Below are 21262 nucleotides of genomic sequence, written 5' to 3' on the forward strand. Positions count from 1 at the left end.
TTTCCCGCCGACGGCCTCAGCTCATATTCTGCAACTGCATCCCGTCGCGATCGACCCGCAGCACCGAACCTTGTTCGTACCAATCGCCGAGCACGATGCGGGTGCGCGCGCGGCCGTCCACTTCGAGCCCATGCACCGCCGGGCGATGGGTGTGGCCGTGGATGATCGTATCGATGCCGTAGCGCGCGAAGGTCTCGGCGACCGTGGCCGGGGCGACGTCGGTGATGGTTTCCATGCGTCCGGCGTCCTTGAGCCCGGCCTGGTGCGCCTTGCTGGCCGCGCGCGCCTGTTGCGCGAACGCCAGCCGCGCCGCCAGCGGCTGGGCCAGAAACTGCGCCTGCCAGGCGGGATGGCGGGTCTGGGCGCGGAACTGCTGGTAGGCGACGTCGTCGGTGCACAGCAGATCGCCGTGGCCGATCAGCACCGGCTGGCCGTACAGCACGATCACCGACGGATCGGGCAGCACCCGCATGCCGGCGCGTTCGGCGTAGTCCTGGCCGAGCAGGAAGTCGCGATTGCCGCGGATGAAGAACACCGGCACGCCGCTGTCGGCCAGGGCCTTGAGCTCGCGGGCGACGAACGCGCCGGTCTCGGACGGATCGTCGTCGCCGACCCAGGCTTCGAACAGGTCGCCGAGGATGTACAGCGCATCGGCGCCGCGCGCGTCCTCGCGCACGAAGCGGCCGAACAGCTCGGTGATCTGCGGACGCTCGGCGTCGAGATGGAGGTCGGAGATGAAGAGGGTCGTCATGGGCCTAGTTTAGGCCACCACCGCTCAATCGGTTTCAAGAGGGTAGGAGCGGCGCAAGCCGCGACCGCGGCCTCCGGGATACGTCGCAGACCCGATGTCGAGGTCGCGGCTTGCGCCGCTCCTACCCCCTTGAAACCGGGCAAACACGAGCTTCCGCGTTCCATGCCGGCACCGATACGGCCAGTCCGTTAAAATGACCGACTCCCCGATCCACCCGAGCCCCGCATGACCCGCACCCGCTTCGCCCCCAGCCCCACCGGATACCTGCACATCGGCGGCGCGCGCACCGCGCTGTACTGCTGGCTGGAAGCGCGCCGCGCGGGCGGGCAGTTCATCTTGCGGATCGAGGACACCGACCGCGAGCGCAGCACCCAGGCGGCGATCGACGCGATCCTGGAGGCGATGGACTGGCTCGGCTTGAGCTATGACGAGGGCCCGATCTATCAGACCCAGCGCCTGGACCGTTACCGCGAGGTCGCCGAACAGATGGTCGCCGCGGGCACCGCCTATTACGCCTACGAGACCAAGGACGAGCTGGCGGCCGCGCGCGATGCTGCGTTGGCGGCCAAGGAAAAGCCGCGCTACAGCGGGGCTTACCGTGAGCGCAACGAGCCCGGCTTCGATGAAGCACGCCGCGACGATCCCAACCGGGTGATCCGCTTCAAGAATCCGCTCGAGGGCACGGTGGTGTTCGAGGACAAGGTCAAGGGCCGGATCGAGATCGCAAACAGCGAACTCGACGATCTGGTGATCTTCCGCGCCGACGGTTATCCGACCTATAACTTCGCCGTCGTCGTCGACGATCTGGACATGCGCATCACCGACGTCGTGCGCGGCGACGATCATGTCAACAACACCCCGCGCCAGATCAACATCTACCAGGCGCTGGGCGCGCCGGTGCCGCATTTCGCCCACTTGCCGATGATCCTCGATCCCGAGGGCGCCAAGCTGTCCAAGCGCACCGGCGCGGCCGATGTCATGCAGTACCGCGACGACGGCTATCTGCCGCACGCGCTGCTGAACTATCTGGTGCGGCTGGGCTGGTCGCACGGCGATCAGGAGATCTTCTCGATCGAGGAGATGACCCGCTTGTTCCAACTCGTCGACGTCAATTCCAGCGCCTCGCGCCTGGACGCGGCCAAGCTGGGCTGGATGAATCAGCAGTACCTCAAGAGCGACGATCCGGCCGAAGTCGGCAAGCACCTGGAATGGCATTTGCGCCAACAGGGGCTGGATCTGACTCAAGGCCCGGCGCCGGCCGACGTGGTGATCGCGCTGCGCGACCGCGTGCAGACGCTCAAGGACATGGCCGAACGCGCGGCGGTCTGGTACCGCCCGCTGGAAAACTACGACCAAGCCGCGGTCGCCAAGCACCTCAACGCCGCCGCGCAGGCGCCGCTGAACGAGGCCCGCGCGCGTCTGGCGGCGTTGGCCGCCTGGACCGCCGACAGCGTGTCCGCGGCGCTGCACGAGGCCGCCGAGGCGCTCGGCGTGGGCATGGGCAAGGTCGCCCAACCGCTGCGCGTGGCGATCACCGGCACCCAGGTCAGCCCGGACATCTCGCATACGGTGTACCTGGCGGGCCAGGCCGAGGCCTTGCAACGCATCGACGCCGCCCTCACTAAGATTCCTGCGTAGGAACCCGCCAGCGTCGCCGTCCCGCGCCGCGCATCAGGAGCCCCGCCATGAGCACCAGCCACGCCTGCACCGATCCCCAACACCACGTCCACGACGGCGATGCCTTCGTGCACGAGGTCGAGCGGGCCTGCGAGCAGCGCGGCCTGCGGCTCACACCGATCCGCGCCCACGCGCTGCGCCTGATCGCCGCCGCCGGTCGGCCGATGAAAGCCTACGATCTGCTCGATCAGATGAAGGCCACCCACGACGCCGCCGCGCCGCCGACGATCTACCGCGCGCTCGACTTCCTGCTCGAACACGGCTTCATCCACAAGCTTGCCTCGATCAACGCCTTCGTCGGCTGCCACCATCCCGGCGGCGCACAGCATGCGGTGCCGTTCCTGATCTGCGACAACTGCCAGTCGGCCACCGAGCTGGAAGACGAGCGCATCGTCGATCTGCTGGAAACCCGCGCACGCGCGCTGGGTTTCGTACCGCAGGCGCAAACGCTGGAAGTGCACGGCCTGTGCGCCGATTGCGTCGAAGCCAAGGCGAGCGCGTAGCTCGCGACATCGATTCGCCCGGCGCAACCCGCTGGACCGGCCGGCGACTGATCGCACGGTTCAATGCGGACCTGCGTTGCCGTGAACGGTTCTTGCGGGTGCAGCTTTCGCGCCGATGATGTTCAACCCGCTGGAGCGAACCGAACCGCTCGCGGTTGAAGCACCCTCCCGCAACGGCACCCGCGCTCAAGCGGGCGGTTTTCTGCCGCGGTGTCCGGCGATGGCGTCAAGGAAATCTCATCAGGCACTCGCGCACCTGGTCGGCTTGGCCCGATGCGATCAGATCGCACGCGCGGGCGTCGTCGAGCGCCGGTACCGTCGCGCGCAGCCAGTCCAGGCTGCGCTCCCGGCAGTGGTAGTGCACCGCCCAGGCGATATCGGCGTGGCCGCCGCATTCGCGTATCAGCTCTTCCTGGAACGAGCATTCCTGGAACGATTCCTGGCACCAACGCGCGTACGCCGACCAGTGGGACGGATCCAAGCTCATCGCTGTGCTCCTGGGGTGGGACTCAAGCCGGGACCGGCACTGCACGCTGGATCTGCGCCTCGCGGATTGGCAGATGCGCGGCCGCGGCCATCAGCGCCAGGGCGATATCGGCATACCACATCCAGGTGTAGTCACCGAACTTGGCCATCGCCAGTCCGCCGAGCCAGGCGCCGAAGAAGCCGCCGATCTGATGCGAGAGCAGGGTCAGGCCGAACAGCGTGCCCAGATAGCGCGGCCCGAACAGTTTACCGACCAGGCCCGCGGTCGGCGGCACCGTCGCCAGCCAGGTCACGCCCAGGCCCGCGGCGAACAGATAGAACGTCATCGGTGTCGGCGGCGAGATCAGATAGATCGCGATCAGCACCGCGCGGCTGGCGTACATCAGCGCGAGCAGATGCTTCATGCGGTAACGCTGTCCCAGCCAGCCCGCGGCCAGGCTGCCGGCGACGTTGAACAGGCCGATCAGCGCCAGCGCCATCGCCGAGACATTGTCCGACAGCCCGCACAACGCGATTTCGCCGGGCAGATGGGTGACCAGGAAAGCGATGTGGAAGCCGCAGGTGAAAAAGCCGATGTGCAACATCCAGTAACTGGGATTGCGCAGGGCGATGCGCACTTGTTCGCGCAGGCCGATGCCCGGTGCCGGCGTGGCGGTGGGGTTCGCCGCGTTCGCCGCCGCCGGCTTGCGGCGACGCAATGGCCAGGCCAGCGGCAGCGTCGCGAATGCGGCCACCGCCAGGGTCCACATCGCCGCCATCCAGCCGGCGGCGGCGATCACCGCCTGCACCAGCGGCGCGAACAGGAACTGGCCCATCGAGCCGCCGGCATTGATCAGCCCGGCCGCCATCGAACGCTTTTCCGCCGGCAGTTGCTGCGCGGTCGCGCCGATCAGGATCGAGAAGCTGCCGGCGCCGGCGCCGGCAGCGCCGAGCAGGCCGAGCGTGACTATCAACCCCCATTGCGACGACACCAACGGAGTCAGCGCCATGCCCGCGATCAACAACACACCGCCGAACACCAGCACGCGTCCCGGGCCGCGCTGATCGGCCAGCGCGCCGAACACCGGCTGCACCGCGCCCCACACGAACTGGCCGATCGCCAGAGCGAAACTGATTTCGGCGATGCCCATGCCGGTGCTCTGGCCGATCGGCTTGATCAGCAGCCCCTGCGATTGGCGGATGCCCATGGTGATCATCAGCATCGCCGTCGCGGCCAGCAGCAGCGGCCAATAGGACGGAGTCTTGGCGCCGGATAACGCGTCGGGGGTGGCGTTCATTGGGATCTCGGCAGGTGGGGCTGCGGGAGGTGAGGGGACGATGTTTGTTCGACTGTGCGCACGCTTACGCGCGCAGTCGTGCTTGCGGTGGATCCGATGCGACGCCGCAGTGGCCGCGAAAATTCGTTGGTGCGTTGGCGGTCGTTCTTGCCGTCGTTCCCGGGAACGCGGAAATCCTGGATTTTTTCGGGCGAGAGACTCCGAAGTCTTCCCGCACCTGCACCCGCTCGCGCATCCGCTTTTGCTCTTGCCGTCATTCCCGCGAAGGCGGGAATCCAGGGCCTTTCGCGCGAAAAACTCTGAAGCCGCCGTGCTGCCCTTGTGCCGTGACTCCCGCAAAGGCGTAACTCCAGCGACTTCGAACGTTCTCGCACAAAAGGCCTTGGATTCCCGCCTTCGCGGGAATGACGGTCGGAGGGTTGCGCGGCATAGGATCGCGCGGCGCAAGGGACGAGGTTCGCGAGCATCACTCTGTCGCTCCTTGCAACTGTGCGATCGCCCGATCCAACTGCGCATGCAACAACGCAATGCCGTCCTCGCCGAGCCCGCGATCGATCCCGTCCTGCGCCACCCGCCACAACGGTTGCGCGCGTTCGATCACCGCGCGGCCGGCGGCGGTGATGCGCAGCCGGCGTTGGCGTGCGTCTTCACCGGGCACCGATTCGATCCAGCCCGCGGCGACCAGGGGCTTGAGATCGCGGCTGAGCGTGGTGCGGTCCATGCCGAGCTCATGCGCCACCTCGCCCAGCGGCCGGCCGCGGCCGCCGGTGCGGCGCAGGATCGAGTACTGGTTGAGGTTGATCCCGACCGGCGCCAGCGCCTGGTCGTAGCGCTGGCTCATCAGCCGGGCGAGTTTGCGCATGCGAAAGCAGGTGCAGACGCTGGGCGGGGCGTTTTCGGTCGCCAGGGTTTCGCGGATCGTGCTCATTATGTGTATATACACCTATATGGGTCGCAACCGCAAACGCCGGCGCGAAGGCCGGCGTTCGGGGCCGCGGGACAGGCGCTACCGGACGACTTGGAGAGAGTCGGATCGGCCCCGCAAGCAATCGGTCGGACCGCGGATCAGAAGAACACCCGCACGCCGAAGTCCACGCCGCGGCCCGGCAACACCACCGTGTCCTTGAGGAAGGAGGTGTGCACGCGCGCGGTCTGGTCGGTCAGGTTGGTGCCGTCCAGGAACAGCTCATAACCCAGATTGCCGACATCCCAGTGATAGGCCAGATGCGCGTCGACCAGGGTGTAGCCGGCGGTCGGGGTTTCGTTGACCGCGACCTTGTCCTGCTTCATGTAGCGCGTGGCGCCCAGCGAGGCGCGCCAGCTGTCGGCGTCCCAGCGCAATTCGCCGCCGACCCGGGCCGGAGCGATGCGCGGCAGATTGCCGCCGCCGTTGTCGAGCTTGGCGCGCACGGTGTCGCCGAACACGCGCACGTCGAACTTGCCGGCGTCGCCGTCGAACAGGTGCGCGATGGCTTCGCCTTCGAAGCCGGTGAACTTGGCGTCGGCCTGGCTCCACTGGCGGATCGGGTTGTTCTCCTCGTCGAAGCCGCCGGTGTCGAGCAAGTAGATGAAGCCGTCGAAACGGGTCTGGTACGCGGCCAATTTCGCCTCGAACATCGCACCGTGGTAATGCAGGCCGAGCTCGAATTGATTGGCGCGCTCCTTGCGCAAATTGGCGTCGCCGATTTCGTACGACGCGGTCGCCGCGTGCAGGCCATCGGCGAACAGTTCCTCTTCCGCCGGCGCGCGCTCGGCGCGGTCGACGTTGAAGGTCAGGCGCCAGGCGTCGTTGAACTTCCACAACACGCCGGCCGACAGGCTCAGCGGATTGAAGTCGCGCTTGGCCGCGCCTTCGGGCGAGACTTCCACGCGGTCGATGCGCGCGCCCAGTTCGATCTGCAACTGGTCCCACTTGCGTTGTTCGGTCAGGAACACACCGCCGGCGCGGGTCTTGGTCTTGGGCACGAAGGCTTCTTCGCCGATCGCCTGGAACTTGCGGTCGTAGCCCTGCACGCCGATGGCGCCGACCCATCCGCCCAGCGGCTTGTGGGTCAGCTCGAAGCGGCCTTCGGTGGCGTCGCTGAGAAAGCGCGTGCCGATTTCGCTGCCTTCGAACTCGGTGTGCTCATATTCGGTGTTGGCCACGCTCGCGCGCAGGCCGCTGAAGATGCCGAATTCCTGATTGATGCCGCCCTTCAACTCGAAGCGGTTCTGCCTCATGTCGATGTGCACGGGCGATTCGCCTTCTTCGGCATTGCCCGGTTCGCCGGGATTGCCGTACTTGTCTTCGTAGCGCGCGGCCGAGAAGCCCAGGAAGCCCAGGTCGCCGACCAGCGATGCGCCGAGCGCACCGGTCTTGGTGTCGACGAAGCTGTTGCGTTGGCGGCCGAGCGGAGTGTCGTAGTCGTCGTTGTTGCGATACACGCCGTCGGCATGCAGCACCAGCGCGCCGTCGGCGCCGCTGGCATCGACTCGGGCCATGCCGGTGACGCCGTCGTTGACGGTGCTGCGGCGGATCTCGGCGCGGCCGGCCACGGTTTCGTCGAGCGGTTTTTCGGCGATGCGGCCGTCGACCACGTTGACCACGCCGCCGATCGCGCCGCTGCCGTAGAGCAGGGTGGCCGGGCCCTTGAGCACTTCGATCTGGTCGGCCAGGAACGGCTCGACGGTGACGTTGTGGTCCTGGCTGACGGTGGACACGTCCTGGGTGGCCAGGCCGCCGGTCATCACGCCCACGCGCGGGCCCTCCAGGCCGCGGATGATCGGCCGGCCGACGCCGGCGCCGAAGTTCGAGCTCTGCACGCCGGGCAGCTTGCCGACGGTTTCGCCCAGGGTGGTGCCGCGCGCTTCATCGAGTCGTTCGCCCGAAAGCACTTCCACTGGCTGCGCCAATTCTTCCGCGCTGGACTGCAGCGGGGTGGCCGTTACCACGACCGCGTCCAGGCTGGTGGCCTTGGTGTGGCGGGTGTCGCTGGGAATGCCGGGGGTGCTGCTTTGAGCGGGAGTGTTCTGGGCGGAGGCATCCGCGGAGGCGTCCTGGGCGGCGGCTTGGCCGAACGGCAGGGCGAGGGTCAGTGCGATGGCTAGCGCGCTGCGGTGCGTGCGCGGGAAGCGGGCGATGGGCTTGGGCATGTCGAGGGGGCTGGGGTAAACTGGCGGGGAGGGTTGAAATGTTATAAAGTAACGTTACCTAATTGACAACCGTCCCAGAAGTCATCTCTACATGCCTTCCTTTCTTCGCGAACTGCTCGACCGGATCGGCGCCGTCGGCTCGCTGGCCTGCGCCGTGCATTGCGCCGTCCTGCCGCTGCTGATCGCCTTGCTGCCCTCGCTGGGCATCGCGGTGTGGTTCGGCGACAGCTTCGAGCTGGCGTTCGTGATCTTCGCGACCTTACTGGGCAGTTTCAGCGTGATTTCCGGCTATCGCCATCACCGCGAGTTGCGTGCGTTCTCGCTGTTGGTTCCCGGCCTGACCCTGCTGTGGGTCGGCGTGCTGTACGCCCCCTTGCACCATTCCCTGCTGCCTCACGCCATCGCCATGACCTGCGGCGGCGTCCTGGTCGGCCTGGCCCATCTGGCCAATCTGCGCCTCAACCACGGCCATATCCACGACGCCCGCTGCGCCCACTGAGCGCACCGGTCGATCTAGAACGCCTAATCGGGGCGCTTGTGCTAGGCTTCGCAGCCTCGCGCGCGGCCATGCTGCGCCGGAAACCGGGCTTCGCGCCCTTCCGCAGCGGCACTGGCGGCTGCGCGGACCATCATTCGAAACATGTTCAAACGCATACAGGAGCACGACCATGGGTAAAGGCGACCGCAAGACCGCCAAGGGCAAGCGCTACAACTCCAGCTACGGCAATGCCCGCAGCAAGGCCGTGACCAAGGCCGCCGGCACCGCCGCCGCCCCGGCTGCCAAGAAGACCGCCAAGACCGCCGTCGCCAAGGCGCCGGCCAAGAAGGTCGTGGCGAAGAAGACCGCAAAGGAGTAAGCCGCCTGCCGGCTGTTACGCAGGCCGCTTCGCGGCCGTGGGTAACGGACTGCGGCTCAGGCTTAAAGAAAGCCCCGCCTATGCGGGGCTTTTCTTTTGCCGTGGTTTGGCTGCCGGGGTTGGCGCCGGGCCGCTTCCGGCCCGGCGCGAGATGTTTTTGAGCGTGAGCGCAGTCGGAAAAATCGCGACAAAGTGTAAGTTTTTCATTAAGATTCCGGCCGTTCCCGGGAATGGGAACGGAATCGAATTCATCAAAGGACCCAAGGGGATTTATGAAGAATCAACTCGTGCTGGCCGTGCTGTTGGCCACCGCTTCCTCGACCGCCGCGGCGGCCGACGGTCTGCGCCATACCTACGTCGAAGCCGGTTTCATCCGTCACCAGGTCAAGACGCCGCTGCAAGGCCCGGCCGAAATTCCTGCCGCCGATGTATCGATCGAAGACGCCAAGGCCGATGGCGGCTACATCGCCGGCTCGTACGAGATCGGCGAGCGTTTCTATGTGTTCGGCGGTTATCAAAAGGGCAACGCCGACATCGGCGTGAGCATCGTTGGCTTGGGCGATGTGCTGGAAATCGATACCGATCTGCAGCAGGGCCGGGTCGGCTTCGGTTATCACCGTCCGGTCAGTGACCGCGTGGAGTGGACCGGCGAGCTGAGCTTTATCCATACGCAGATCAAGTTCGATCGCGAATACGTCGTCAATCCGCGTGCCAAGGGCGACGATTACCGCGCTTCGCTGGGCCTGCAAGGCGATCTGGCCGCGAACTTCGAAGGCTGGGTCAAGGCCAACTACACCGACGGCGACGTATACGACGGCGAGTTCAGCGGCACTCTGGGCGCGCTGATCAAGTTCAACGAAGTCTGGGGCATCGTCGGCGAAGCCGAAGTCGGCTCCGACGATCGTCAGTTCCGCGTCGGCGTGCGCGCGAGCTTCTGAGCGAGCGCGATACGATCGCAAGGCGATGGACGAAGCCCGGCGAAAGCCGGGCTTCGTTTTTTCGTATCCTGCATGCGTCGGGATTCATGTAGGAGCGGCGTGAGCCGCGACCGCGGCATCGGGCTTACGACGCAGTTGAGCTGCCGCGGTCGCGGCTCGCGCCGCTCCTACAGGCGAGAAGCGAAGCCAACGATCAGCCGGGTGCGTTCTGCACGAGCACGTATTGCTTGCGATATTCCAGGCCAGCGCCGGCGGGCCAGGTCGCCGCGTAGGCGCGCAACGCGTCCAGTCCCTGTTCCCATTCCTCGCCATCGACCCGACAATCGGCCTGGCAGGCGCCGTTGGCATGGTCGATGGAGGCGAACAAGCGCAGGCCATACATGCGATCGGTTCGCAGCAGAGGCTCGAAGGCGTCGATCGATTTGGTAAACAGACAGCAAGGGCAGAAATCCTCGGCCTCCGCGTCGTGGTCCGCTTCTTCTTTCGCGTTGTCTTCTGCGTCGTCTTGCACCGTCAAGTCCGACTCGGACTCAGGCCGGCCGTAGTGCTCGATCGGCCCGAACAACAGACGCCGTTTGCGCGCCGGCTGTCCATCCTCGTCCGGCAATTCCAGGCTCATGGTCATGCACGCTTCGGGCTCGTCGCGCTCGGCGTCGAGCAGCACCGGCAGGTCGGTCCGCGCCCATTTGCGAAACCCCGCGCCGGCGGCTTCGTCGAAGGTTTCGTGGATCGCGTATTGGTATTCGAACAATCCTTGCGGCGACAAACGCGGGTGATTGCACTGCACCGTGGTGGCGGTGCCGATGTTGCCGTCCTCGCGCTCGTGGAATTCGATGAACTGCGGCAACAACCGCCACTGGCTGTCGCTCAACTCCAGCCAGCCGTCCTCGCGCACCCGCGCCGCGTGGCCGAGTTCGCTCAGCACCGTGGCGGCGAGTTCGGGCAGGTCGAAAGGCTCGAACCATTCCTCGCCGGTTTCGTCGTGGAAGCGCAGATGGCCGTGCGTGTCGCTGCCCGGATTGCCGGGCAGCGGCTCGAAGCTCTGCGTCGCATCGGCTTGGCTCACGGCCTCGCTCACGGCCTGGCCGCCTTGGCCTCGACCACGCCCCACACCCGCAACAGGTTGTCGCCGAGCACCTTGCGGATGGTTTCGTCGGAGTGGCCGCGCGCCTTCAGGCCTTCGATCAGATTGGGATAGTCGGCGACCGATTTCAGTCCTTCCGGCAGCGCGCCGCCGACGCCGTCGAAGTCCGAACCGATGCCGATGTGATCGGCGCCGACCAGCTTGATGCCGTAGTCGATCTGATTGAGCACCGCATCGATCTTGACCGGCAGCGGCGGATGCGCGGCTTCCCATTCCTTGTCGAAGGCTTCCGAGGATTTCGGCGTTTCGCCGCGCGATCGCGCCGCGGCCTGTTCCTGTTCGAACTTGGCGCTGGCAACGAAATAGGCCTGGGTGACGGCGGCCGACGCGGGATCGACGAACGCGTTGCCGAACACGACCTGGATGACGCCGCCTTTGGCCGTGACCGCCTTTGCCAGTTCATCGCTTAGGTTGCGCTCGAAGCCCGGAGTGAAATGACGCAGGCCCGAATGGCTGGCGATCACCGGCGCCTTGCTGCGCGCGAGCACGTCGCGCACGGCGTCGTCGGACAGGTGCGAGACGTCGACCATGATGCCCAGGCGGTTCATTTCGTCGACGACTTTCTCGCCGAACGGGCTCAGCCCTTTCCAGGTGCGCTTGCGGCTGTAGGACGAATCGCTGATGCGGTTGTCTTCGCTGTGGGCCAGGGTGATGTAGCGCACGCCGCGCTCGTGGAACAGTTTGAGCTTGGACAGGTCCTCGCCGATTGGCGCGCCGTTCTCCATGCCCAGGGCCAGCAGCACGCGCTGGCCATGCGCGTGCAGGCGCTCGAAATCCTTTGGCGAGCGCAGCAGCGCGAACTGATCCGGGCGGCGGCCGATCATCGCCTCGACCGCGTCGATCTGGGTGTGGGCGGTCTGCGTGGCGGTATCGGCGCGGTCTTCGCCGGGCGAGGTGTAGATCGACATGAAGGCGACATCGAGTCCGCCCTGGCGCGCGCGCGGGTAGTCGAACTCGACCTTGGGCGTGTCCAGGCCGAGGTCGGCCCAATGGCGCAGCAGCAGGCTCGGCGCGTCGATGTGGGTATCGACGATGGTCGCCTCCTGGGCGAAACGCTGGCCTGCGCTGAGGGGCTGGTCGGCCTGCGCGGCGAGCGGCAGCAGGGCAAGGGCTAGGGCGAGAGCAGCGATCCGCACGTGACCTCCGTAGTGTCGACTGGGCGCATCGAATCACGCGCCGGGCGCCCAGCGTACAACAGCGCGCGTGGGCTGCCTTGCGGCGCTGCAGCGTTTGCGCGGCGAGGCGGCGAGGCGTGTGCTTACCTCGTCGATGCGGGTTCGCGGTCGCGGCTTGCGCCGCTCCTACCCCAAAACGAAAGCGCTCCCTGTAGGAGCGGCGCAAGCCGCGACCGCGAACCGACTACCGCCGGCGCAAGCTCACTTACCGAGATTCAATCCGACTCGCTGGGTTCGACCAGCACGCGGCCACCGGCGACCACCCGGTGCGCCAGGCGTCCGCCGAGCCAATAACACAGCTCGGACGGATGCGAGATCCGCCATTGCACGAAATCCGCGCGCGCGCCGACCCGCAGCACGCCGGCATCGACGATGCCCAGTGCGCGCGCCGCATGTACGGTCGCGCCGCGCAGCGCTTCTTCCGGGGTCAGGCGGAAATGCGTGCACGACAACTGCATGGCCTGACGCAGCGACAGCAGCGGCGAGGTGCCCGGATTGCAGTCGGTCGCCAGCGCCATCGCCACGCCGTGCTCGCGGAAGGCTTCCAGCGGCGGCAGCTTGGTTTCGCGCAGCACGTGGAACGCGCCAGGCAACAGAACCGCGACCGTGCCGTGCGCGGCCATCGCGCGCACGCTGTCGTCGGAGGTGTGTTCGACGTGATCGGCCGACAAGCCGTCGAACGCCGCCGCGAGTGCGCCGCCGCCCAGATCGCTGAGCTGATCGGCGTGCAGCTTCACCGGCAACCCCAGCGCGCGCGCGGCTTCGAACACGCGTGTGGTCTGTTGCGGGCTGAAGCCGATGCCTTCGCAGAACGCGTCGACCGCGTCGATGAGTCCTTCGGCATGCAGACGCGGCATCCATTGGCAGACCGCATCGATGTACTCGTCGGCGCGGCCCTGGTACTCCGGCGGCAGCGCATGCGCGCCCAGATAGGTGGTGCGCACTTGCACGCCGAGCGTCGCGCCGACTTGGCGCGCGACCCGCAGCATCTTGCGTTCGTTATCGAAATCCAGGCCGTAGCCGGACTTGATCTCCAGCGTGGTCGCGCCGTCGGCGAGCAGGGCGCGGGCGCGCGGCAAGGATTGACGCAACAGCTCGGCCTCGGAGGCTTCGCGGGTGGCGCGCACGCTGGAGACGATGCCGCCGCCGGCGCGGGCGATCTGTTCGTAGCTGGCGCCCTTCAGGCGCAGCTCGAATTCGCGCGCGCGGTCGCCTGCGAAGACCAGATGGGTGTGGCAGTCGATCAGGCCGGGGGTGATCCAACCGTCGGCCTCGATCACGGACGCGGCCAGTTCGGCCGGCGCGCCCGGCAATTGCGCGCGCGGCCCGAGCCAGGCGATGCGGCCGTCGCGCCAGGCCAGCGCGGCATCGGCGATCTCGCCGTAACCCTCGGCGGCGTCCAGGGTCGCCAGCGAAGCGCCGAGGGCCAAGCCATCGTAAAGCCGGCCATCGTAAAGCCGGCCGTCGGGCCGGGGCGTGAGCGGGGCGGAAGCGGTGTTCATGCCGCCAATTCTAGTCAATGGCGGTTGTCGGAGGGGCTCGAACCCCGAGGCGTTCCCTTCGGATGACGCATTCGCACTCGAGCAACGGTCTGGGGCCGATCCTGGACCTTGCGCAGCCCGCAGCCCGCAGCCGCGCCATACGCGCCGCAACGGTCGCGCCGCGCGCGCATGCAGGCGAGAATGCGCGCATGACCACCTCGACTCCGACCGTTCTTTGGACCCCCGACGGCTGGCGCGGCGACGCCGCCGGCGAGCGCATCGTGCCGGGCATCGCCAATCTGCATTCGCACGCGTTCCAGCGCGCCATGGCCGGCATGGCCGAACGCCAGACCAATCCGGCCGACAGCTTCTGGACCTGGCGCGAGACCATGTACCGCTTCGCCGAGCGCTTCACCCCCGAGGCGCTGCATGCGGTCGCGACCCAACTTTACGTGGAAATGCTCGAAGCCGGCTACACCAGCGTGTGCGAATTCCACTATCTGCATCACGCGCCCGACGGCCGTCCCTATGCCGATCCGGCCGAAATGTCGCGCGCGCTGATCGCCGCCGCGCGCGAGACCGGCATCCGCATGACCTTGCTGCCGGTGCTTTACATGACCGGCGGTTTCGACGAACGGCCGCTGAGCGAACGTCAGCGTCGCTTCGGGCACACGGTCGAGGCCTATCTGCGCCTGCTCGACGACCTGCGCGCCGACACCGACCAGCTGCTGCAAGTGGGCTGCTGCCTGCACAGCCTGCGCGCGGTGCCGCCGCAGCCGATGCGCGAGGTGCTGGCCGCGTTGCCGGCCGACAGCCGCGTGCACGTGCATATCGCCGAACAGGTGGCCGAGGTCGAAGACTGCCTGGCGGTGCGCAAGGCGCGTCCGGTGGAGTGGCTGCTGGCCAACGCACAGGTCGACGAACGTTGGACCCTGGTGCATGCCACGCATCTGGACGCCGCCGAAGTGCGCGGTATCGCCGCTAGCGGGGCGACGGTGGCGATCTGCACCACCACCGAAGGCAATCTGGGCGACGGCTTGTTTCCGCTACGCGATTACCTCGATGCCGGCGGCTACTGGGGCGTCGGCTCGGATTCGCATATTTCGGTGTCGCCGATCGAGGAACTGCGTTGGCTGGAATACGGCCAGCGACTGATCACCCGGCGGCGCAACATCGCGGTGAGCGCGGCGTCCGACAGCGTCGGCGAAACCTTGTTGCGCGGCGCGCACGCCAGCGCGGAGCGCTCGACCGGTTTCGCCGCGACGGCGTCGGCCGGCGACACGCTGACTTTGGATCGCGACGCGCCCGCATTCGCCGGAGCGAGCGATGAAGACTATATCGATCGCTGGTTGTTCAGCGGCAATCGCAATCTGGTGCGCGAGGTGCGGGTCGGCGGCCGGCAGATCGTGGCCGAAGGACGGCATCGCGACCGCGAGGCGATCGCGGCGCGCTATGGCCGGACTTTGCGGGGTTTGCTGGCCGAGTGAGCCGTTGCTCGAGGCGCGGCGATCTTGGCGGAAAGCGTCGGGGCTGAAGCCCTCCCACAAAAGACCTCGTCGCAGCGCAATCTTTTGTGGGAGGGGCTTCAGCCCCGACGCTTTTCGATCCGATCCAATCAGCGATCCGATCGCTTCAAACCGCGAACAGATCGTCGATGGGCACGCGCCTGTCGGTCAACGCGCCTTCCAGGTTCAGAAGAAATTCCTTGGTCGGCAACCCGCCGCCGAAACCGGTCAGGCTGCCGTCGGCGCCGATCACCCGATGGCAGGGCAGCACGATCGGCAGCGGATTGCGGCCGTTGGCCGCGCCGACCGCACGGGTGGCGGTCGGCTGACCCAGATGTCGCGCCATCTGGCCGTAGCTCCAGGTCTCGCCCCATGGAATCAGCGCCAGGGTATGCCAGCACTGCAACTGAAACGGCGTGCCGTGCGGCGCCAACGGCAGATCGAACCCTTGGCGCGTGCCGGCGAAGTATTCGGCGAGTTGCTTGCGCGTTTCCAGCAGCACGCCGTTGTCGCCTTCCCGCCAGTCCGGTTCGATCACCACCGGATGCCAGGGCGCTTCGAATTCGATCAGGCGCAAGCCGTCCTCGCCGCTGGCCAGCAACAAACGTCCGACCGGACTGTCGATGTGCTGGAACGTGACCGCGCCGGTCTTGAGGCGGATGTGCTTGCTCATGCGGCTTTCCTCGGTTTGCGTACCGCCTTGGCCGATACCGATGCGGTCGTGCCCGCCGCGGCCTGGGCGATCGGCACCGGCATGCTGTCGCGCCAGACCTGGATCACGCCGTAGGCGCGCCACGGTCGCCAGGCTTCGGCGCGCGCGTTGAGCGCTTTCGCGGTCATGCGCACGCCGTCTTCGGGCAGGGCTTTTTGCAGCACCAGATCGTCGGCCGGGAACGCATCGGGATGGCCGAGCGCGCGCAGCGCGATGTAATGCGCGGTCCACGGGCCGATGCCGGGCAGGGCGACCCAACGCGCGACGAAATCGTCGAGGGTGCGTTCGGCGCGGAAATCCACCCGGCCTTCGAGCAGCGCGCGCGCCACCGTGCGCACCGTCTCGGCGCGCGCGCGGGTCAGGCCGATCTCGACCAGATCCGCATCGGCCAACGCTTCGGGCGTGGGAAACAGATGCTCCAATCCCGGGCCGAACGCTTTCGGCAGGGCTTGACCGAAGCGCTGCGCCACTCGCGCGGCCAGCGTGCGTGCGGCGGCGACGCTGACTTGTTGTCCGAGGATCGCGCGCACCGAAATCTCGAAACCGTCCCAACCGCTGGGCAGCCGCAATCCCGGACGTTTGGCGAACAACGCCTGCAGGCGCGGATCGACCGACAAGGCCGAGGCGATCGCGTGGGGATCGGCGTCCAGATCGAACATGCGGCGCAGGCGGTTGATGATCTCCAGCAATCGCGCCGGCGCGGGCCCGTGCAGTTCCAGCTTCAACGCATGCTGGGTGTCGCGCTTGTCGGCTGGCCAGGCGCTCACCCGCAACCAACCGGGCGATTGGATCGGGCCGATCACCCGGCTGTAGCTGCGTTCATCGACCACTTCCACCCCGGGCAGGGCGCGGCCGCGCAGGAAATCCAGCATCGCGGCGAAGTCGTACGGCGGCCGGTAGCCCAGCCGCAGCGCCAGACCGTCGCCGTCGCCGTTCGGCGTTTCGTTGGGGCGCCGGCGCAGATCGCGCGGGGCCATGCGGTAGGCCTCGCGGAAGGTCGTGTTGAAGCGGCGCAGGCTGCCGAATCCGGCGGCCATCGCGACTTCGGTGATCGGCAAGCGGGTTTCGGTCAGCAATTGCTTGGCGAACAACAAACGGCGCGTGCCGTGCACACCGATCGGCGGCGCGCCCAAGCGTTCCACGAACAAGCGACGCAGTTGCCGTTCGCCCAGGCCGACGCGTTGCGCCAGTGCTGCGAGCGGTTGTTCGGCCAGCAGACCTTCGTCGATGAGTTTCAATGCGCGTGCGACCGCGGCATCGCCGCGCCGCCACGCGCCTTCTGCCGGCGACAATTCCGGACGGCAGCGCAGACAGGGCCGGAAACCGGCGGCTTCGGCCGCGGCGGCGTGACCGAAATATTTGACGTTCTCGCGCTTGGCCGCCGGCGCGGGGCAGACCGGGCGGCAATAGATGCCGGTACTGGTCACCGCGGTGAAGAACAGGCCGTCGAAGCGCGGATCGCGGCTGAAACGGGCTTGTTCGCAGACCCGCCAGTGCGGCAGCGAAGCGTTCGGTGCGGGGGCGGCGATGGCGTCCATGCACGTAGGCTAGCACCGCGGGCGGGGCCGGACTCGCCGGATTCGGACATCAATGGCGGACGGATTCGGACGAGCCTGCCGGCGGGGGCGGGCGTGATCGGCGCGATCGGGTTGCGTCGTGCGGATAGCGACCGTCTGGCGCTCTTGTTGGAGGGGCTTCAGCCCCGACGCCTTTCGGTCCGCTCGCGGCGATCCGATCGAAAGGCGTCGGGGCTGAAGCCCTCCCACAAAAGCTCTTGTCGCGTCGGCTTGCAAGCCCGCCGCTCCGATGGTCAGAGCGACGGGCTTCGCGCACATGCCGGACGGCTTATTGGCAACTCGGCAGCGGCGTACCGTCGCTCCATGCGTTGCGCAGCCACTTGATGCCTTCCACGCCGTTGTAGGGAATGGTCGGCGAATGGCTGGCCGGGTCGTTCTGGCCGAGATAGCAGGCGCTGCCCCATTGCGAGCCGCGCATGAATTGCGTGTCGCTGACCTCGATCACCACGCCCGAACCCAAACCCGAATCGTATGGCGCGAGCGTATAGCCGCCGCCGGCGAGCCGGCTTTCGCGGATCGTCAAGGTCGAGCCGGCGCCGGGACGGTCGGCCCAGAAAATCGCCGCGTTGCCATGGCCGGAGCTGTTGACCGGACGCGCGTCGATATCGCTGTGGATGACGCTGACGTGGCCGACTTGCCCAGGCGAATAGAACTGCAACGCGTCCAGATGATCGTCGGGATAGAAACAGGTGTCGTGAATCAAACTGTCCTGGATCAGCACCGGTTCGCCGCCGCCGGCGACCAGCATGTCGTCGCCGTTGTGATGCAGATGCGCGCGGATCAGCGTGTAGCTGTTGTCGCCGTTGATCAGGCGGCGGCCGCCGTTGTTGACCGCCGGGCAGCGTTCCGGACCCAGGTCGACGTCCTTGAGCACCAGATTGCGATTCGTGCGGTGATCGACGAAGCCCTTGATGCGGCTGTTGGTCACGGTGACGTTGTCGTGGCGGATGGTCAGGTCGCCGGTGATCAGCAAGGCATTGATGATCTGTCCGTTGCGGCTGCTGCTGTAATCGCCGTCGATGGTGGTCAGGCTCTGGCCGGCCGGGACGCCGGTGCAGGCGTGGTCGGGAAACGCCGGGAGCGGCGGGCAGGCGCGTGCGCTGGCCAGCGGCGGGGTGGTCGCGGCGACCGCTTCGGAACGCGCCGATTCGTTGCCGGCCGCATCCACCGCGCTGACCCGATAGCCGTAGCGCGTTTCCGGTTGCGCGGTGTCGTGGACGTAGGCGGTCAGTTCGGTTTCGCTCAGCGCCTCGGCGTCGCCGTCGAGATAGACGCGGTAACGCACCGCGCTGGTGTCGTCGGCGCTGGCGGTCCAGCTCAGGTTCACCGTGGTGGCGTCGGCCACCGTCGCCGATAGGCCGGTTGGCACGCTCGGCGGCGTGGTGTCGCCGCTGAGCGGAGCGAACTCCACGTCGACCCAGTAATTGGCCGAGCGCCAGGTCGAATCCGGGAATCCGCTCTGCGCGGCGTAACGATAGTTGCCGTTGCCGCCGTCGCTGCCGTCGCTGCCGTCGCGCAACGCGCGCAGCGGACCGTTGGCGTAATCGGCGGCCGAGAAGTAGTCCAGATCGGCCGAATAGCGGCCGTTGGGCGCGTAATAGGACACGATGTAGCTGGTGTCGGCGGCGATGCGCACCGGCGTGGCGAATGCGGCGCGCTGCCAGCCCGACGCGGTCTCGTCGGCGAATGCCACGCGCGCCAGCAAGGTCCCGTCCTGGCTCCACAGGTTGCCGATGTGCGCGCCGGTATTGGCCGTGGACTTGTAGAAACGCACGCCCTTGATCCAACCCGGCTGCGTGCTGCGGAAGCGCAGGCCCAGCTCGACGCCGTCCGGGTCGGTGGAATCGACCAGGGTCAGCAGGGCGCCGTCGGTCCACAGGCTCTGGTTGCCGGCCTGGAACGCGCGCACTTCGCGGATGTTGGTCCAGTAGGAACTGTTGTGGGTGCAATGCAGCTTGCCGGTCACGCGCATCGCGCGCACTTCACGCGGCGCGCCGCCGAAGCTGTAGACCACACCGGCGGTCTGCGATGAGTCGTAGGCGTATTGCGGTGTCACCGTCCAGCCGCTGTCGCGCCAGTCGCCGCGCGCGCTGTTGGAGAACTGCAGGCTCAGGCCGTCGCAGAACGCGCCGTCGCCGCTGCTGTTCCAACTGCCGTGGACGATTTCGACCCGGTCGATGGTGCGCGGCCGGTCGCTCCACAGCACGCCGGCGGCTTCGTAGTTGTCGCTGGGTTCGGCTTGGCCGCCGCTGAGATCGACGTCGACCGTGTCGTCGCCGTCGTTGAGCAAGGGCGCGGCGACGCGCACGCTGGTCGGCTCGGTTTCGCTGCGGCCGTCGGCGCCGGGTGTGTAGCCGTGCGCCCAGCGATAGGCGGTTCCGGCCGGAGCGATGTTCTGGGCGGAAACCGCCGGCGCGCACCACAGCAATGCAAGCAGCATCGCCGCGTGCGGCAAGCCGATGCTGGATAAACGCAAGTGGGTGCGTGCGGCGGAGCGCCCAGCGCGATCGCGCGCAGGCGTGGAACCTGATTCGGTCGGCATAGAGGGTCCGATGCGTGGATCGCGCGAGAGAGAACAAGCGCGCTCAAGGAACGGCGAACCGTTCCTTGAGCGGTGTTGCGGGGAGGAGGTCCCTGGATATCCCGGGCCTAAGCTAGCGTCGGCGAACCGCCGAAAAGCTGGGCGGGCGTCACCAAAACTCAGATCGATGACAAACGTCAGGATCGGGCACTGTCACGGGCGCATGCGCGCACACGAAGTCGCAGGTTTTCGGTATTGCCGGGCCCGGCATTGTCATGCTGCGCGTGTGACAACCCATTCGCGCCAGCGTCATCGCCCGGCGTTGCGCACCGGTCTGCGCAGTGCCGGGCGATTGCGGACCGATCCAGTCCGTGCGGCGGATCGGCGCGTCGTGCCTTCGCGCGATATCGGCAATCGCTCGCTGACCTTCCCTATGTCGGAAGTCTCTGCGCGAGGGATTTCAGCCCCGTCGCTTTCCGGTTAACCGCCGCAAGACTTCATGGGAATTGAGTCGACAGCGTCGGGGCTGAAGCCCCTCCCACAAAAACTTCGACGGCGTCGACGAGACCGTAAGTCTCTGCGATTCGCGTATCAGACCGACGCGGGCGCTTGTCGTAAAGACATCTTTACGCATCGCGTATCGCGTAATGCTTTCACTGCCTGCGCACGACGCGGAGCGCGATCGCAGCGGCGAACGACGAAGCGTGAAAGCCGACATATTTTATTTGTTGAACGCGTCCGGCTGGAACGAAGGTCGGGCTTTCTTTCGCAAATCCTCCGCGCTATGTATCTGTCACACACCCGAAACCTGGAGAGCCGCATGAGGCGATGTCAGCCGTTTTCGGCCGTGCTGGCCGCGACCGCGACCGCGACCGCGCTCTGCTCGGCGATCGCGCCGGCGCACGCGGCCGAAAGCCGCGTCTATACCCGTTCGGGCTACACCGTGGATTTCCGCGATCTGGATGGAAAGACTCAACAGGTCACCGCCGACCGCATGGTCGAGAGGTTCTTCGAGGTTTACCCGCGGCTGGCCGCCGACTTCAATCCGAGCGCGGTCAAGACGCTGCAGTTCCGGCTGGATCCGGCTTACGACGCAGTCGCCTATGCCGATGACGGCAAGGTGGTCTACAACCCGGGCTGGTTCGTGAAGCATCCCGACGACATCGACGTGGTCACTCATGAGGTGATGCACATCGTGCAGGCCTACGGTCCGTCGGGGCAGCCGGGCTGGCTGGTGGAGGGCATCGCCGATTACGTGCGCCATGTCTACGGCGGCGACAACCAGGCCGCAGGTTGGGCGCTGCCGGCGTACGCCACGACCCAGAAAGTCACCGACGGTTACCGCGTAACCGCGCGTTTCCTGGCGTGGCTGGAACTGCACGGCCATGCCGGCATCGTCAAATCGCTCGATGCGCGTCTGCGCGCGGGCCAGTACACCGCCGCTGCCTGGCGAGCGCTGACGGGGAACAGCGTGGATCAGCTGTGGGCGTCTTACGCGGCGGATCCGCGGCTGTGAATTGCGCGGT

Annotated in this window: 18 protein-coding genes and 2 pseudogenes; 8 read left to right on the forward strand and 12 right to left on the reverse strand. The window is 67.0% G+C overall.

Annotation, left to right across the window (positions count from 1 at the left end):
• Window positions 1-16: 16 nt before the first annotated feature.
• The gene (gene lpxH, locus ACTOWJ_RS25595) at window positions 17-751 is read right to left on the reverse strand and encodes a UDP-2,3-diacylglucosamine diphosphatase (RefSeq protein WP_441337445.1); all 735 of its coding nucleotides are present in this window, start codon (window positions 749-751) and stop codon (window positions 17-19) included.
• Between the two features lie 225 nt (window positions 752-976).
• On the opposite strand from lpxH, the gene gltX reads away from it, so the two are divergent.
• Complete coding sequence (gene gltX, locus ACTOWJ_RS25600; protein ID WP_441337446.1) at window positions 977-2389, forward strand: glutamate--tRNA ligase; 1413 nt, start codon at window positions 977-979, stop codon at window positions 2387-2389.
• 47 nt (window positions 2390-2436) lie between these two features.
• Window positions 2437-2931 carry a transcriptional repressor gene (locus ACTOWJ_RS25605; protein WP_441337447.1) on the forward strand — a complete coding sequence of 165 codons (495 nt, stop codon included), beginning with the start codon at window positions 2437-2439 and terminating at the stop codon, window positions 2929-2931.
• A gap of 226 nt (window positions 2932-3157) precedes the next feature.
• Here the strand turns inward: ACTOWJ_RS25605 and ACTOWJ_RS25610 are convergent, their stop codons facing one another.
• The 4 genes from ACTOWJ_RS25610 to ACTOWJ_RS25625 form a co-directional block, all read right to left on the reverse strand.
• On the reverse strand, window positions 3158-3418 hold the full coding sequence (locus ACTOWJ_RS25610; RefSeq protein WP_441337448.1) for a hypothetical protein: 261 nt from the start codon (window positions 3416-3418) through the stop codon (window positions 3158-3160).
• A gap of 22 nt (window positions 3419-3440) precedes the next feature.
• A complete protein-coding gene (locus ACTOWJ_RS25615) occupies window positions 3441-4694 on the reverse strand; it encodes an MFS transporter (RefSeq protein ID WP_441337449.1) in 1254 nt (417 codons plus the stop codon).
• A 466-nt stretch (window positions 4695-5160) separates the two neighbouring features.
• The gene (locus ACTOWJ_RS25620) at window positions 5161-5622 is read right to left on the reverse strand and encodes a MarR family winged helix-turn-helix transcriptional regulator (protein WP_441337450.1); all 462 of its coding nucleotides are present in this window, start codon (window positions 5620-5622) and stop codon (window positions 5161-5163) included.
• A gap of 137 nt (window positions 5623-5759) precedes the next feature.
• Window positions 5760-7826, reverse strand: coding sequence for a TonB-dependent receptor (locus ACTOWJ_RS25625; protein ID WP_441337451.1), 2067 nt, complete (start codon window positions 7824-7826; stop codon window positions 5760-5762).
• A 91-nt stretch (window positions 7827-7917) separates the two neighbouring features.
• Between ACTOWJ_RS25625 and ACTOWJ_RS25630 the strand changes: the two genes are divergently transcribed.
• From ACTOWJ_RS25630 to ACTOWJ_RS25640, 3 genes are all read left to right on the forward strand, one after another.
• A complete protein-coding gene (locus ACTOWJ_RS25630) occupies window positions 7918-8325 on the forward strand; it encodes a MerC domain-containing protein (RefSeq protein WP_441337452.1) in 408 nt (135 codons plus the stop codon).
• Between the two features lie 169 nt (window positions 8326-8494).
• Entirely contained in the window at window positions 8495-8683 is a 189-nt protein-coding gene (locus ACTOWJ_RS25635; RefSeq protein WP_441337453.1) for a 30S ribosomal protein THX, read from the forward strand.
• Window positions 8684-8955: 272 nt separating this feature from the next.
• Entirely contained in the window at window positions 8956-9621 is a 666-nt protein-coding gene (locus ACTOWJ_RS25640) for a hypothetical protein (RefSeq protein ID WP_441337454.1), read from the forward strand.
• Between the two features lie 193 nt (window positions 9622-9814).
• Here the strand turns inward: ACTOWJ_RS25640 and ACTOWJ_RS25645 are convergent, their stop codons facing one another.
• From ACTOWJ_RS25645 to hutI, 3 genes are all read right to left on the reverse strand, one after another.
• The gene (locus ACTOWJ_RS25645; RefSeq protein WP_441337455.1) at window positions 9815-10699 is read right to left on the reverse strand and encodes a DUF6348 family protein; all 885 of its coding nucleotides are present in this window, start codon (window positions 10697-10699) and stop codon (window positions 9815-9817) included.
• On the reverse strand, window positions 10696-11901 hold the full coding sequence (locus tag ACTOWJ_RS25650; RefSeq protein WP_441337456.1) for a dipeptidase: 1206 nt from the start codon (window positions 11899-11901) through the stop codon (window positions 10696-10698). Before ACTOWJ_RS25650 ends, ACTOWJ_RS25645 begins: the two co-directional genes overlap by 4 nt.
• Before the next feature lie 254 nt (window positions 11902-12155).
• Window positions 12156-13442, reverse strand: a complete 1287-nt coding sequence (hutI, locus tag ACTOWJ_RS25655) for an imidazolonepropionase (RefSeq protein ID WP_441337457.1) — start codon at window positions 13440-13442, stop codon at window positions 12156-12158.
• A 188-nt stretch (window positions 13443-13630) separates the two neighbouring features.
• Here hutI and ACTOWJ_RS25660 point away from each other — a divergent pair, with 188 nt between their 5' ends.
• A complete protein-coding gene (locus ACTOWJ_RS25660; protein WP_441337458.1) occupies window positions 13631-14908 on the forward strand; it encodes a formimidoylglutamate deiminase in 1278 nt (425 codons plus the stop codon).
• A gap of 145 nt (window positions 14909-15053) precedes the next feature.
• Here the strand turns inward: ACTOWJ_RS25660 and ACTOWJ_RS25665 are convergent, their stop codons facing one another.
• The 3 genes and pseudogenes from ACTOWJ_RS25665 to ACTOWJ_RS25675 all read right to left on the reverse strand — a co-directional run.
• Complete coding sequence (locus ACTOWJ_RS25665) at window positions 15054-15599, reverse strand: methylated-DNA--[protein]-cysteine S-methyltransferase (protein ID WP_441337459.1); 546 nt, start codon at window positions 15597-15599, stop codon at window positions 15054-15056.
• Window positions 15596-17176 carry an AlkA N-terminal domain-containing protein gene (locus tag ACTOWJ_RS25670; protein ID WP_441337460.1) on the reverse strand — a complete coding sequence of 527 codons (1581 nt, stop codon included), beginning with the start codon at window positions 17174-17176 and terminating at the stop codon, window positions 15596-15598. Before ACTOWJ_RS25670 ends, ACTOWJ_RS25665 begins: the two co-directional genes overlap by 4 nt.
• Window positions 17177-17225: 49 nt before the next feature.
• Window positions 17226-17390, reverse strand: a pseudogene (locus ACTOWJ_RS25675) (DUF6053 domain-containing protein); the annotation flags it as partial.
• Here ACTOWJ_RS25675 and ACTOWJ_RS25680 point away from each other — a divergent pair.
• A pseudogene (locus ACTOWJ_RS25680) lies at window positions 17332-17559 on the forward strand (DUF6053 domain-containing protein); the annotation flags it as partial. The pseudogenes ACTOWJ_RS25675 and ACTOWJ_RS25680 overlap by 59 nt on opposite strands.
• On the opposite strand, the gene ACTOWJ_RS25685 reads toward ACTOWJ_RS25680, so the two are convergent.
• Window positions 17484-19691 carry a DUF4082 domain-containing protein gene (locus ACTOWJ_RS25685; RefSeq protein ID WP_441337461.1) on the reverse strand — a complete coding sequence of 736 codons (2208 nt, stop codon included), beginning with the start codon at window positions 19689-19691 and terminating at the stop codon, window positions 17484-17486. The pseudogene ACTOWJ_RS25680 and the gene ACTOWJ_RS25685 overlap by 76 nt on opposite strands.
• An 865-nt stretch (window positions 19692-20556) precedes the next feature.
• On the opposite strand from ACTOWJ_RS25685, the gene ACTOWJ_RS25690 reads away from it, so the two are divergent.
• A complete protein-coding gene (locus tag ACTOWJ_RS25690; RefSeq protein WP_441337462.1) occupies window positions 20557-21252 on the forward strand; it encodes a basic secretory protein-like protein in 696 nt (231 codons plus the stop codon).
• Window positions 21253-21262 lie beyond the last annotated feature (10 nt).

The organism is Lysobacter sp. CA199, assembly GCF_052078715.1.
GTDB lineage: Bacteria > Pseudomonadota > Gammaproteobacteria > Xanthomonadales > Xanthomonadaceae > Lysobacter.